Raw genomic sequence first — 13,975 nt, forward strand, 5'->3', positions numbered from 1 at the left:
CAAGCAATTCTGTGACACGTTGACGATACGATCATGCTCGTCATTAGTCAGCAGGGTTGGTTGGACAATTCACCTCTCGGAAGAGGAAATGGGGTGGCCGGCCGAAGTCCGCCAGCGGCAATAGCAATGACCTCCTTTCCCATCTTGTTAGCGCCGCTGGTTGCAATGGCGCTTGGTACTGAAGACTTCAGTGCAGCTGTTGGCGGTGCCCCAGAACTCGACCTGCTTTTGACGCCGAACCTTTCCGTTCTGTTCCCCATGCGGCAGTCTCGGCTCGATAGGAAGCATCGGCGATTCTTAGACAATGATAACTTCGTGGGGCCGCAGGCGATCCATTTAAACATCGATGGGGCTTTTCACCAAGCGCACAAGAACTCGAGGGACCCGTCGTGTCCTCGCGGCGAAAAAGATGCGACGGCGCAAGGCAAAGGCGCGTTCACATTGGACGGGAAGATGGTCGATCTACCGGTTATTCGAAGGGTCCGAGAAATCATCTCCATGGATCAGGGCGCCGAGTTGGCCGGTTGAAGCCTCGGCGGGTTGGGTCCATTCTGGACACATAGGTTACGGTTTTGGTCAAACCACACTGAGATGACACGACAGTTAGGCGTCATGTCGCTCTGCAATTATTGCTGTCGCGCCATCACATTTCGAGATAGATTACATCATTGCAGTCCGCCCTCGGAAGAGTACCCGTGGAAATCAGGCAGTTAAGATACTTTGTTGGCGTGGTCGAAGCAGGCAGTTTCACGAAGGCCGCTGGCTTTCTGAATGTCGCCCAGAGTGCGCTGAGTCTGCATGTGCGCCAATTGGAGGAAGGCTTCGGCACTCAGCTGCTGATACGCGACAGGACCGGCGTGAGCGTGACGGCGTCAGGAGCCAAACTCCTGGAGCGGGCGCGGGCGATTCTCAAAGAAATTCGAATTACCGAGGTGGAATTGACCAACACAGCCGCTTCCCCCGCCGGGGAGGTGACTATTGGCATTCCGTCTGGAGCTGCTCGCGTCCTGAGCGGTCCGCTGCTTGAGACGGTAAGACACGAACTGCCCAAGGTGTCCCTCAAGATGGTCGAGGGTATGACGGGACCGCTAGAGGAATGGATGGCGGCTGGACGCTTCAATCTGGCGGTTCTGTACCGCACTGCGGACAGTGTGGGGCGAATGACTGTGCTAGCGCGCGAAGACCTTTGTCTGGTGGTTCCGTCCGGCGAGCCACCGTTTGAAGATGCGATATCTCTGGCCGACCTGCATGCATTCCCCCTGGCGGTTCCCATGCGCAACAACAATGTCAGGCGTTCGGTGGCTGATGTCGTCGCACAACACGGTTGCGCGATGGACGTCAAGTTTGAAGTGGACTCGCTCTCAACGATCATCAACATGGTCGTAGAGGGAAAAGCGCATTCTATTCTCGCCCCGTCTGCCGTTCAGAAAGAAGCCTCTCAAGGGCTGGTCCGGACGGTCAAGATAGTCGATCCGGTAATTACCCGCTCCGTGGTGCTTGCTGTAAATCCCAAAGATGAGCGTTCTGCGGCCGTTTCTGCGGTCCGCAAGCTCATTCCGAAGGTCGCCAGAGAATTGATTGAGAGCCGGGGCTGGGTAGCATCGGCTCCTGACGCGACCTGAGAACCATCGATCTGTAAACAACGGCATGACTTCCTTCCTGTCGGAACAGATCGATCTGGATTCCAGATGGATTTAGGCACTAATCGATATTTGACCCGCTGCGACCATCGCGATGAAACTGGCTCAAGCGAGCTCAGCGGCTTCGAAAATTGAAACGGCGCTCGCATGGCCAGAATCACAAGTGGAGCCCGCGATGTCCCACGCCAGGAGCTACGAGCTCTTCATTAATGGCAAATGGCGAGCCGGTGGTAGCCGAGCCACTTTGCCGGTGATCAACCCGGCGACGGAGAAGGTATTTGCCTCAGTGGCCTCGGCTACGGTTCCAGACTTGGATGAAGCTCTTGCTTCGGCAGAACGCAGCCGCAAGGCGTGGTCCTCACGCCCCGCCAAAGAGCGTGGCGAGATCCTCGTCTCTGCCGCCAGCAATCTGGCTGAGAAAGCTGGCGCCGCAGCCAGGGACCTGTCGTCCGAACAGGGAAAGACGATTGCCGAAGCAACAGGAGAGTACGCGCGCGCAGTCGAAACGCTGGAATGGAATGGCCGGCATGCCGATGAGTTGTCGACCCCGATTCCGTTGGGTCCGAACAGGATGATCGTCCCGGAGGCCCTCGGTGTCGTCGCTGCCTTTACGCCGTGGAACTATCCAGCCGTTCTCATCGCCCGCAAGCTCGCCCCCGCGCTGGCGGCAGGCTGCCCGGTGATCCTCAAAGGGGCCGAAGAGACGCCAAGCGTGGCTGTCCATGTCGTGGAATCTTTGCGTCAAGCAGGGATACCGGAAGGCGTGGTCAACCTGGTGTTCGGTGTTCCTGTGCATATATCACGGCATCTGCTCAGTTCGCCAATTGTCAAAGTCTTGACGTTCACGGGGTCGACCGCTGTTGGGAAACAGCTGGCCACACTGGCCGCGAATAATCTGCAGCGCTGCATCCTTGAGCTCGGTGGACATTCCCCGGTTATTGTGTGCGAAGATGCCGACCTGGCAACGGCGATACCGGCTATTTCGGAATACAAATTCGAGTGCGCGGGCCAGAGTTGTAATGCGCCCAGCAGGATTCTTGTCGCCCGATCCCGCTATGAGGAATTCCTGTTCCGGATGACGGAGGCGGTCCGAAAAATCAGGATCGGTCCACCGGATGACCCTGCAACGCAGATGGGTCCCATGGCAAACGCGCGGCGAATCGAGGCCATGCAACGCCTGACCAAAGATGCGGTAGAGGGCGGCGCCCAAATCGAGACCGGTGGCATCCCCCTTGACCGACCGGGGTTTTACTGGCCGCCAACCATCCTGACTGGCGTACCGAAGGAAGCGAGAGTGCTTCATGAAGAGCCGTTCGGACCAATTCTCACCGTGGCTCCTTTCGATACGATCGAAGAGGCGATCGATGAAGCCAACGCCACGGAGTACGGTCTGGCCGCCTACTTGTTTACTGGCGCGGCCGATACGCAACAGAGGCTTGTGGGCGGTCTTTCTGCGGGCGCTGTTAGTGTGAATTACCTGAAAGGGGTTTCCGCTGATGCCCCTTATGGAGGAGTCAAACAAAGCGGCTATGGATATGAAGGCGGCGAGCAGGGGGTGCGAAGCTTCCAGATTCTGAAAATGGTCAATGGCCTCGGTTCATTTGGATAAAATCCGGTGGGAAACAGAACACGGACCATGGCCGGTAGCGACATCACAAGGAGCGTCGCCGACGCCCTTCAGTACATCTCGTACTATCATCCTCCAGATTATATCCGGTCTCTTTCTCACGCATACACGCGAGAACAGAGCCCGTCGGCGAAGAATGCCATAGGTCAGATTCTGCTGAACTCCCGCATGGCGGCCTTTGGGCGGCGCCCGATTTGTCAGGACACCGGACTTGTGGTTGTCTTCGCAAAGGTCGGCATGGATGCCCGCATTAAGTCAACAGCCAGTTTCGCGGATCTTGTGAATGAGGGCGTACGTCAAGCCTATCTCGATCCGGACAATCCCCTTCGGGCATCGATCGTTGCGGATCCCCTCGCTAGACGGGTCAACACCCGCGACAACACACCGGCAGTTGTCCATGTCGACCTGGTGCAAGGTAACCAGATTGAGATCACCATCGCCGCGAAAGGCGGCGGGTCGGAGAACAAGGCACGTTTTACCACCCTCAATCCCACCGCCTCCGTTTCCGACTGGGTGGTCAATACCGTTTCGACCCTTGGCAGCGGGTGGTGTCCACCTGGACTGATCTCTGTCGGCATCGGTGGTAGCGCTGAAAAGGCGATGCTGCTGGCCAAGGAGGCCATGAACGAGCCCATAGATATGGCGGAACTGATCGCAAGGGGGGCGTCAAGCGCAGAAGAGGGGCTGCGGATTGAGCTTTATGAGCGGATCAACGCGCTTGGTATCGGCGCCCAAGGCCTTGGTGGTCTGACGACAGTCGTTGACGTCAAGGTTGCGACCTATCCTACTCATGCAGCGTCCAAGCCTGTGGCGCTCATCCCGCAATGCGCCGCCAACCGGCACCTGAAGTTTACTTTGGACGGCTCTGGACCCATCAGCCTCCAGCCGCCCGATTTGCGCGAATGGCCCGACATCGGAGCCGACGAATTGAACCCAGCCGGCGTCCGGCGGGTCAATTTAGATACGCTTACGAAGGAAGAGACGGCATCGTGGCGCTGCGGTGAAACGCTCCTGCTTTCTGGAAAGATGCTGACGGGCCGTGACGCTGCCCACAAACGAATGGTCGAACTGATTGATGCCGGCAAGCCGCTCCCAGTCGATCTGAGGGGCCGCGTGATCTACTACGTCGGTCCCGTCCGGGCAGTGAGGAATGAAGTCGTTGGACCCGCCGGTCCAACAACCTCCAGCCGCTTGGACGATTTTACGGACAAGGTGCTCGCCGAAACCGGCCTTTTCGCGATGGTGGGCAAAGCGGAGAGGGGACCGGCGGCCATCGCGTCGATTGTAAGACACAGAACGCCATACCTTGCTGCAGTGGGTGGCGCTGCGTACCTGATTTCAAAGTCGATTAAGGCGGCGCGGATTGTCGCCTTTGAAGACCTGGGCATGGAAGCCATCTATGAATTCGATGTGCAGGACATGCCCGTCGTCATGGCTGTCGATGTTGAGGGAAACTCCATTCACAATTCCGGGCCTCTTGAGTGGCGTAAGCGTATGGCAGCCGACAGCATCGCACGCAACATCGGTGTTTGAGTCTTTCCGGTTGGGCGATTTCGGCCAGACCCGAGCGCCAAATTATCGGGCAAGCCATAAGACGAGCGGCATTTGCGGTGCCCTGCGCCTCGGCGAGCCGGCCAAGCAAGGCCTTCAATTCACCCTAATAGTTGAATGTGCGAGTGAATACTGCATTGAGTATGCCGTCCATGCGATCGAGGGTCGAATGCAGTCGCGCGTCTATCAAGTACGGCAGCGAGATTCAAGAAAATCGGTTATCTATTTATCATGGTCTCCGCCGCCGCCGACTATTCTCTCCAGCTGCACCATTGCCCCGTTGGGCGTTGGGGCGATAGCCAAATTACTTCTGCAGCTTTTCTCAGCGGATCGCTCACCCTCAGCTGATTTTCGTACCCCATTCTGGCACATCTCGGGCCTGGAACGGATGCCTTCCACTGCTACATTCGCTCGTTTCAATTGATGATAGAATTGATCGGCACACAACGCGATGTCATCGCTGAGAGCATAGGTTATGAAGTCGAAACCCGATCCCGTGCAACTCGACAGTTGGGACCTGCGGATCCTCTCCGAAATTCAGGCAGACGGTCGGATTTCAAAAAGTGAGCTTGCAAAACGAGTTCATCTTTCGGCGTCCGCCTGTTCGGAGCGGCTCCGAGCACTCAAGGCCGCGGGGATTATTGAGGGATTTTATGCGCGGCTGAGTCCTGCCCTCATCGGCGGCATGATCTTTGTGATGGTGGAGGTCGTGCTGGATCGTCATCGTCTTGAGGACCAACGACACTTCGAAACTGCTATCCAAGACATTCCGGAAATCCTGGACTGCTGGGCAATTGGGGGGCGCGTGGATTATCTGATGCGGGTCGCATCTCGTTCTATGGCCGCCTATCAGGATTTCATGGAGGGACTGCTGCAGGCAGGCTTGGGGATTGATCAATACTATAGCCTTGTCGTCACGAAACCAGTGAAGTCCAATTCACCGATACCTTTGTCCGCCCTGAGGCAACGGTAACCCAAAAGCTAAGTTTCAACGGCGTTTGGCACGGATCCCGTAGATTCGTCGGCAAAAGGCACCCATTCCGACGAAACTCAAGGGACATTTGCGGTATACTAATTGCTGGAAAAAGGTGGCCGAGCGCTATCCGCCAGTTGATCGCGAGCAAGGACGATGCGCTTGAGCAATCTGGAACCGATCTATTCCAGGAGAGGATCGAAGCAGCCATCGGACGCACTTGCCCAGCACGGTTACGGCGAGAAGCCAAACCGGATCGTGCCTGGTTGAGGAGGCGTCCATATCTAAGATGCGAAGTGCCGAAAAATGCCTCTACCGCTACTTCAAGGGGGGAACTTTCGCCCTGGATTGGCGATCAGTGGCGATTGAGCTTAGTCGCGGTCAGCGCATCCGTGTAGGGGGCGAAATCTACAGCGAGGGTTTGGCAAGCCGACGGGTAGCGGGAGTGCAAGCTGGCCCGCTCGGCCTTGGCGACCAACCCGGCCCTCGACGCCTGCGGACATTCGGAGATCGCGTTTTTACGTCCTAAGTTCGTTGCTGTTCGAGATTAGGAGATCGTCTGTCCTGTTTGACATTGCTGGTCTCCGCAGCCTTCTAAGCGAGGAGCATGGCTGTGCCGGGATCGCGTAGGTGGGTGACAAGGCCGGTCACTCCTGCCACCCGACGTGGTCTTTGAGAAGGTGGAGGTTGCGCTACCGGCTGGAGAGCATGGTGCCAGTTTTCACAAGACAAGGGTCGCTTAATCGAATGGGCGTCAAGTTCATAGATTGCGAACAGATCATGGGGGGATTTGAATAGTGCTACTGACCGAGGCAGAGCTGAAAAGAGTTGCGAATGCCAGTCGAGGACATAGAGCCGCATCGATCGTTCTAAAGGAAGAGACGGCCGCAGCTACAGCCAGATCGTCATTCGACGTTTTTCTGTCACATTCTTTCAAGGACGCAGAGATCGTTCTCGGTGTGAAGCGAATTTTCGAGGAGCTTGGGTTCACTGCTTACGTAGATTGGGTCGAAGATTCACAACTGGACCGCACAAAAGTCTCCTCGGCCACCGCCGAGTTGCTGCGGACCCGTATGAGGCAGTCAAAGACGCTAATCTATGTGCATTCAAACAATTCTCCAGGATCCAGATGGATGCCTTGGGAGCTTGGCTTTTTCGATGGGTTTCGGACCGCGGTAGCGGTTCTGCCCGTGGCAAAAAATTCTTCGGAAACATTCTCCGGGCAAGAATTTTTGGGCCTATACCCTTACATTGATGGGACAGGACCTGCATTCCTGTTTATGAACAGAGGGACCGCGCCTCGCTCAAGAATAGGCTCTGTAAGCTCGACTGCTAACCTCACGTTTGCCAAATCCTGGCTTAAAGAATTTACCGCCACAAAATAGACTGGTGTGCTTCAAAAATGAAATATCCTGGACTCTATAATAGCGCCGACGTGGCATCCAACGAGCAGCAGGCGACGTTTCTGCGCCTGATCCGGGCAGAGTACGTTCTTCTTTTTTTAGCGTCGGTGCTCTCTTTGGACTTGTCGCCATCAAAAGCCTATTTCGGTGTCTATGCTGCGGTATTTCTTTGCTCAATGGGAGTCCTCATTTTCCGGTCGGTCACAAAGCCCGAGCAGGTCTGGTATCAGGCTCGAGCTCTGGCAGAGTCGGTGAAGACATTGACTTGGCGCTTCGCGATGCGAGCACAGCCGTTCGATGACGCGCGCGCCGCTGACGCCAGAGCTGATTTTCGAAAGCTCATGGAAGGTATCCTTGATAGCAATCGTCACCTTGGTAGCGCGTTGAGCGGCACCGATTCAGCATCCCCCCAAACAACCGACCAGATGATGTCGATAAGGGACTCCCCGCTAAAAGAAAGAAAAGACCTATATCTGCAGAGACGAATCTGCGACCAACGGAAGTGGTACGAGAAGAAGGCGCGCTCGAACAAGAGGTCCGCGAAAGTCTGGATGGGCCTTGGTATTTTTGCATACGCTCTGGGATTCTCGTTCATCGTAGTACGCATCGCTGACCCCGCGATGCCAGGCTGGCCGACCGAGCCGCTAATTGTCATCGCCGCCTCCCTTATTGGGTGGACCCAGATCAAGAAATTTAACGAATTGGCATCGGCTTACACGTTGACAGCTCACGAGATCGGCTTGACTGCCGACCTTATTACGGACGCCAACTCGGATGAGGCATTCTCCGCCGCGGTGAACGAAGCCGAACTGGCTTTCTCACGGGAGCACACCCAGTGGGTTGCTCGTCAAAACAACTAAGAGACAACAATGGCATACAGCGATCCGACCTATGTAATATTTGACGGCGATGAAGACGCTTGGGCATACCGCTTTATGAAAGGGTGGAACGCCAGCGAGAATGTGAGTTTTGAATTCGCGAACGCTCACGATCTGGACAATATGACGAGCCGAGCACAGGACGAAGATTATGTTAAACGCAATCTTCGCAACAGAATGAATGGATCGAGCCAGGTACTTGTCCTGATCGGTGAGAAGACGAAAAACCTTTTTCGCTTCGTGCGCTGGGAAATGGAATTGGCTCTTGATCTAGGTCTGCCGATAATCGCAGCAAACCTTAACGGCTCGCGGCAACAAGATGTGAGCTGTCCGCCTATCATCAGGGACAAATGTGTTGTGCACGTGCCGTTCAAGATGAAGGCCATCAAGCACGCGCTAGCCAATTGGCCGAGCGAATTTCATCGGCTTTCAAACGCTCAGCGTGGCGATGGCGCCAGGAGCTATGGCGAAAGCACCTATCGCGATCTCGGCTTATAATCGCCACCTAAAAGCACTTAGCCGCCCAAACATCCTCGCCATCCGCTGGCGGCGACTAGCCTTAGCAACGTCCGCCAGCGTGTTCCGAGCTTGCCGAGCGATGATAAGAAGAGCACGACGTCCGATTTGCTGAGTTTGGCTGAAAGCTGCAGGTCATGTGCAACCTATTAGAGGAGCCCCGCTCGAAGCGTCGGATCGTCAGACAAGATCATGTCGCGCGAGGGCGCTGGTTTCGCGAGGAAAAGGAGCGGCTGTTCGATGTTTGAGGCTTGATCCAGCGTTTCGAGACTGCACGAGCGGCCAGCATTGATGGAGGCAGCTTTTCAGGCCGCGCAATTCTGTCGGCTCGCCCCCTCCTGCGAGCCGCAGCTCGGCTCGCCCTGCGCAGCAACCACGAATTTGCGATCGCAAGAAAGGCAACACGCTGACGATAGAACTTGGCGGCGCTGGTCGGCTGCGAATCAAGATGTCAATGGCAAGGAGCTCTCGCCGCGCGTCTTTGCCGGGCCGAACCTTCTGGCTATGCTCCTTCGAGAAGTCTGCCGAGCACCAGCCGCCGCACCGCCAAAGCTATCAATATGCGCGAGGGCACGACCTCAGCCTCTCAGCGCTGGCCAACCAGGTTGGAGCCTGTGCCGCGGCACGGAACCCGCTGCCTGCTGATCGAGGCGAATGTGCTTTGCCCCTGATCACCTCATTACCACCCTTGGGAAGGGCAAGACCGATCCGGACCGTCAGAATGTAAGGGATGACCGGCAGTTCGGCGGAACATGGCCGCCGGCGCTCTATCGTGCCTCGCGCGGCCGGCGGGAACAGCGTCCCGAGCGCTATTCATCCGTCAATATCGCCCGCTAATCGGGCACTATGCTGGGCGCATGCGCGTCGTAAGCTGTTCGTGTTTGCAGGACGCGCCCCCGACCCTCGGCTAAGGCGAAGGTGACGCCTTAGTTTTCACGGCAATTCGGGCCGATCCCGCGAATTTCACGGCGAATAACCTGCATTCCCGAGAAACTCAAGGGACGTTTCCGGTATGCTATTTGCTAAACAGGTGGCTGGCCGAGTGCCCTCCGCCAATTTATCGCGAGGAGAGGGACATGCGCTTGAGCAATCTGGGAACCGAGCAACTCCGGGAGAAGGATAGAAGCTTCGTCTTCCATCCTTCTACGCATCTGGCCAAGCACAGCCGAGGCGAAACGCCAAATAGGATTATGGCCGGTGCGGAAGGCGTCTATATCTGGGACACCGAAGGCCGAAGGAGCCTCGACGGTTTCGGAGGACTCTACTGCGTCAACATGGGATATGGATGCACGGAGATCGCCGAGGCCATTGCCAGGCAAGCACACGAATTGCCGTTCGCGCACGTCTATGCCAGCCAAGGTACGGAGCCGGTCGCCCTGTTGGCAGAGGCCGTGGTCGAGTATTTCGGTCAGAACATGCGAAGGGTCTATTTCGGCCTCTCCGGTTCCGATGCCAACGAAACCAACATCAAGCTGGTCTGGTACTATAATAACATTCTTGGCCGGCCCGAAAAGAAAAAGATCATCTCGCGAAATCGCGGCTATCACGGGTCTGGATTGGTCACGGGTAGCCTAACTGGCCTTCCCTTCTTTCACAATTTCTTCGACCTGCCTCTGGATTTGGTGCGCCATACAACCACGCCGCACTATTACCGCCAGGCGCGTGTCGAGGAGAGCGAGGAAGCGTTCTCCCGGCGCTGTGCCGATGAGCTTGAAGCCTTGATCCTGGCCGAAGGACCGGAAACGGTTGCAGCTTTTATCGGAGAGCCGGTACTTGGGACAGGAGGTATTGTGCCGCCCCCCAAAGGGTACTGGACGTCCATTCAAGCGGTGCTCGACAAATACGATATCCTTCTAATCGCGGATGAAGTGGTCTGTGGCTTCGCGCGAACCGGCGAGAAGTTCGGTTCCCACCTGTATAACATGCGTCCGGATTTCGTGACCATCGCAAAGGGTTTGAGTTCCGCCTACCTCCCCATCTCCGGGTCAATCATTGGCGACCGTGTCTGGTCGGTTTTGGAACAAGGAACTGAGAAGCACGGCGCACTCGGCCACGGCTGGACATATTCGGGGCACACGCTTTGTGCCGCAGCCGCGCTCGCCAATATTCGACTGCTTAAAGAAAAAAATATTCTGGAGCATGTCCGCGATGTTGGACCGTATTGGCAAGACCGGATGAAGGCCGAGCTGGCGGGACATCCCATCGTTGGTGAAGTTCGCGGAGTGGGTATCCTGTCGGCCGTAGAGATGATGCGGGACCCAAAACAAAGGATACCATTCGAACCCGACCTTCAGGTCGGGGTGCGCACTGCAGCTGCTCTGTTTGAGAATGGTGTCATCGGACGGGCCATGCCGCATGGCGACATCCTCGGTTATGCCCCCCCCCTGATCATTACCCGAAAAGAGATCGACATCATTGTCGACGCGACGGTAAAGTCGGTCGATACCACCTATCGCGCGCTGAAGGCCGAGGGTGCCGTATGATTTTGCGATCGCGAAGGAGCGAGTCCGGAGGCAGGCATGTCCCTGCGCGCTACTGCGCCGAGCAGACCCAAAACTGTTGAATTCCAGATATCTGATCTTGAGCATGCTCCGGGCTATTTCAGTCACGATTTGTAACCGAATCAGTTCTGCCGCCGCTGTCCTGTTGCCCAACGACCAGGACCTCTGTGCGGCGCGCCCTGCGGGTGTACCTCCCCGCCGGCAGGGCGCCCTTTTTGACCCACGTAATCAGTATCATTATGGCCCGTGCGGGATCGAGGGTCTGGTAAAGGTCATCTGCACGTTCCGATGCAGATTGAGCTTAGACGTGCCCTTTACATCATTGCAGCGGGCCATAATCATTGCGGTGAATTTTATCACGTCAGGTATATAGAAGGACGATACTCACACGCCACCCCGTTCACAAGGAAAGGCATTTTAATATTGTTGAGACGATTTGCCTATCAAAGAAAAGAAAGCATCGCAACACTTCTTTGCGGATCACGGCGCCCCGGGTGGGGGATGAGCGGCTATCCGAATTGTTATGCTAATGCCGACCCAAATTCCTGCAAAAGCTGGGGTCAATGATGGCTTTTGGTCAGCGCAGGATGATTTCTCCTGATTTGGTCGGTGCAGGGGCGGTCATGATTTAATGCATGGAGATTCTCTGATTGAGCTGTTGAGATCATGAGGCGTCTGCCAGACGCCCATCGGGTGAGCCCAGCATGATTGGGATGACCGACGAAGATCGAAAGTGTGGCAGCATTCTGGAGCCCGGTCAGCCCAGCGACGCCCGCGAATTCAATCACGTTTGTCGGGACATACACGACGCAGCCGGAAGGCGTGCAGAAAGAGGAAGAATCGAGCGCGACGATGACGAGGCACATGCCACTTGTTTTCGAGACATTCCTTGAAAGACTGTCACAGAGTATCGATGAGGCAGATTTCCGGGATGCCATGGCTGAGGCGGCCGGACGACTTGACCTAATCTTCTTTGCCTACCTCTCCTTGCCAGCACGGCCTTCCGGCAAACCGAGGTTAATTTCAAACTATCCACCCCGCTGGACCAGACAGTATCTGGAAAATCAGTATGAGAAACTCGATCCTGTGGTCTTGCGTGCTCGAAATGGCGGCTGCCCGTTTCACTGGGGATCGAATTTGGGAGGCGATAAAATGTCGCCGGCTCAACAGCAGCTATTCGATGAGGCGGCTCAATTCAGCATCTGCTGCGGTTTGACGATCCCAATTGTCGATCTCCGCGGCCGCATCGCTGCGGTTACTTTTGCCGCCGATGAGCCTCGTCCAGTATTTCTTCGGGTCGCTGAGCGGTACGAACAAGCTCTTCAACTGATGGCGGCCTGCTTTCATCGTTGCGTTCGCCGCAAATTGCCGAGCGATCGAACAGTGGATGGGGTTTCGCTGACATCCCGCGAATATGAGTGCCTGAGGTGGGCAGCGCGGGGTAATTCAGCCTGGGTGACCGGCCGCATCTTGGGTATCAAGCCACGCACGATCGCTTTTCATTTGGACAATGCCAAGAAGAAGCTAGGCGTGCGAACCCAAAATCAGGCTATAGCCCTTTTGGGGTCCGAAGGGTCCTCAATTGTCTGAGAAGCTTTTTGATCCCCTTGTGCTCGGGCCATTCGATCGCGCGCTTTGTATCGAGCGTTGACTGGATGCCGAGATCTTCTGTTCCGCCGGCTCGGGCGATGCAGCCGTATTCTTCCAGTCCGCGCCGGTGATCATAGTCTATGGGTGCTCGAGCGGGTGTGTCGTCGCTGACGAGCTAGTTGTGGAGCCTCAACAGGTTGTCCTCGGTTAGAGCGAGGCGACTGATAGGTGTTTTGGACTTTAGGCTCCCGTGGGGACGGTGCCAATTGTATCTGTGCAGCCAGACCGGCAACTCTGCGGCGCGGTGATCTGAAGTCGGATAAGCGATGGCATAAGCCCATTCGCGCAGTGCTGTCTGGATGAAGCGCTCGGCCTTGCCATTGGTCTTGGGTGTATAGGGTCTTGTCCTGACGTGCTTGAGGCCGAGATCGCGGCAGGCCTTGGCGAAGGCCTTTGATCTGTAGCAGGAGCCGTTGTCGGTCATGACGCGGGCTATCGTGACGCCGAGGCTGGCGTAGTAGGCCACCGCCGCCTTGAGGAAGGCGATGGCGCTTTCTTTTTTCTCGTCGGGCAGGATCTGCGAGAAGGCGATGCGGGAGGCGTCGTCGATGCAGACATGGACGAACTCCCAACTGCTGCCGCGCGAGCTGGCATTGCCGGTGCGCTTGCCGGTAATGCGATGACCGATGCGCTCGAAACGACCGAGCTTCTTGATATCGATATGGATCATCTCGCCAGGATGCTCGCGCTCGTAGCGTCGGATCGGCTCGGCCGGTTCGATATCCCGCAACCGCGACAGTCCGGCACGCTTGAGAACCCGGCTAACGGTGGCGGGCGAGACGCCGACCTCATGGGCGATGTGCTTGCCGGTCCAACGTTGCCGCCGCAGCGCCATGATGCGCTCGGCGATCAACGCAGCGGTGGCCTGCGGCATATTGGCGGGCCGCGAGGAACGGTCGATCATGCCGGCCCGCCCTTCGGACTTGTAGCGCTCGACCCAGCGCGCCACGATCTTGGCCGACACGCCGTAGACACGCGCCGCATGGGCTTTGGAGAAAGCGCCTTCTATCACCGACAGCGCCATCTCCTCTCGACGCAGCGGTGTGAGACGGGCATTCTTATGGATGTTCATTCGGACCCTCCGGTGAGTGCTGAAGCTTGGTAACTCCAGTCTCCCCGGTCCGGTCCGAATGGACAACCTCCCGAAAGCTCACAGCTAGTCGTGCGGTTATATAGTTTCCGAGGATGGCCCGCTTGCATACCTGCCTGCCGGTAATCTCTAACCCTTGACTTAGG

10 protein-coding genes and 1 pseudogene are annotated in these 13,975 nt (G+C 56.6%); 10 read left to right on the forward strand and 1 reads right to left on the reverse strand.

Annotation, left to right across the window (positions count from 1 at the left end; translation table 11 throughout):
* Positions 1-126: 126 nt before the first annotated feature.
* The 10 genes and pseudogenes from CK227_RS29180 to CK227_RS29220 all read left to right on the forward strand — a co-directional run bounded on the left by CK227_RS29180 (position 127) and on the right by CK227_RS29220 (position 12,679).
* Entirely contained in the window at positions 127-528 is a 402-nt protein-coding gene (locus CK227_RS29180; protein WP_063169309.1) for a hypothetical protein, read from the forward strand.
* 167 nt (positions 529-695) lie between these two features.
* Positions 696-1,622: a LysR family transcriptional regulator gene (locus tag CK227_RS29185; RefSeq protein WP_063169308.1), complete on the forward strand. Its 927-nt coding sequence runs from the start codon at positions 696-698 to the stop codon at positions 1,620-1,622.
* A gap of 193 nt (positions 1,623-1,815) precedes the next feature.
* Entirely contained in the window at positions 1,816-3,249 is a 1,434-nt protein-coding gene (locus CK227_RS29190; RefSeq protein WP_063170369.1) for an NAD-dependent succinate-semialdehyde dehydrogenase, read from the forward strand.
* 27 nt (positions 3,250-3,276) lie between these two features.
* Positions 3,277-4,800, forward strand: coding sequence for a fumarate hydratase (locus tag CK227_RS29195; RefSeq protein WP_063169307.1), 1,524 nt, complete (start codon positions 3,277-3,279; stop codon positions 4,798-4,800).
* Positions 4,801-5,293: 493 nt separating this feature from the next.
* Positions 5,294-5,791, forward strand: a complete 498-nt coding sequence (locus CK227_RS29200) for an Lrp/AsnC family transcriptional regulator (protein WP_063169306.1) — start codon at positions 5,294-5,296, stop codon at positions 5,789-5,791.
* 1,402 nt (positions 5,792-7,193) lie between these two features.
* Positions 7,194-8,054 carry a DUF4231 domain-containing protein gene (locus CK227_RS29205; protein WP_063169305.1) on the forward strand — a complete coding sequence of 287 codons (861 nt, stop codon included), beginning with the start codon at positions 7,194-7,196 and terminating at the stop codon, positions 8,052-8,054.
* Between the two features lie 9 nt (positions 8,055-8,063).
* On the forward strand, positions 8,064-8,570 hold the full coding sequence (locus CK227_RS29210; protein WP_063169304.1) for a TIR domain-containing protein: 507 nt from the start codon (positions 8,064-8,066) through the stop codon (positions 8,568-8,570).
* A gap of 483 nt (positions 8,571-9,053) precedes the next feature.
* A pseudogene (locus CK227_RS37520) lies at positions 9,054-9,474 on the forward strand (transposase); the annotation flags it as partial.
* 190 nt (positions 9,475-9,664) lie between these two features.
* The gene (locus CK227_RS29215; RefSeq protein ID WP_063169303.1) at positions 9,665-11,071 is read left to right on the forward strand and encodes an aminotransferase; all 1,407 of its coding nucleotides are present in this window, start codon (positions 9,665-9,667) and stop codon (positions 11,069-11,071) included.
* Positions 11,072-11,941: 870 nt separating this feature from the next.
* Entirely contained in the window at positions 11,942-12,679 is a 738-nt protein-coding gene (locus CK227_RS29220) for a LuxR family transcriptional regulator (RefSeq protein ID WP_082826574.1), read from the forward strand.
* 175 nt (positions 12,680-12,854) lie between these two features.
* On the opposite strand, the gene CK227_RS29225 is transcribed toward CK227_RS29220, so the two are convergent.
* Complete coding sequence (locus CK227_RS29225; protein WP_063169302.1) at positions 12,855-13,811, reverse strand: IS481 family transposase; 957 nt, start codon at positions 13,809-13,811, stop codon at positions 12,855-12,857.
* Positions 13,812-13,975: the final 164 nt, after the last annotated feature.

This window comes from Mesorhizobium sp. WSM4308, from assembly GCF_002294905.1.
GTDB lineage: Bacteria > Pseudomonadota > Alphaproteobacteria > Rhizobiales > Rhizobiaceae > Mesorhizobium.

What these genes read in the sequence shown, in the direction of transcription:
- CK227_RS29190 (WP_063170369.1), top strand. Translation starts at nt 1,816, where the DNA reads ATGTCCCACGCCAGGAGCTACGAGCTCTTCATTAATGGCAAATGGCGA.
- CK227_RS29195 (WP_063169307.1), top strand. Translation starts at nt 3,277, where the DNA reads ATGGCCGGTAGCGACATCACAAGGAGCGTCGCCGACGCCCTTCAGTAC.
- CK227_RS29180 (WP_063169309.1), top strand. Translation starts at nt 127, where the DNA reads ATGACCTCCTTTCCCATCTTGTTAGCGCCGCTGGTTGCAATGGCGCTT.
- CK227_RS29210 (WP_063169304.1), top strand. Translation starts at nt 8,064, where the DNA reads ATGGCATACAGCGATCCGACCTATGTAATATTTGACGGCGATGAAGAC.
- CK227_RS29200 (WP_063169306.1), top strand. Translation starts at nt 5,294, where the DNA reads ATGAAGTCGAAACCCGATCCCGTGCAACTCGACAGTTGGGACCTGCGG.
- CK227_RS29220 (WP_082826574.1), top strand. Translation starts at nt 11,942, where the DNA reads ATGACGAGGCACATGCCACTTGTTTTCGAGACATTCCTTGAAAGACTG.
- CK227_RS29215 (WP_063169303.1), top strand. Translation starts at nt 9,665, where the DNA reads ATGCGCTTGAGCAATCTGGGAACCGAGCAACTCCGGGAGAAGGATAGA.
- CK227_RS29225 (WP_063169302.1), bottom strand. Translation starts at nt 13,811, where the DNA reads ATGAACATCCATAAGAATGCCCGTCTCACACCGCTGCGTCGAGAGGAG.
- CK227_RS29205 (WP_063169305.1), top strand. Translation starts at nt 7,194, where the DNA reads ATGAAATATCCTGGACTCTATAATAGCGCCGACGTGGCATCCAACGAG.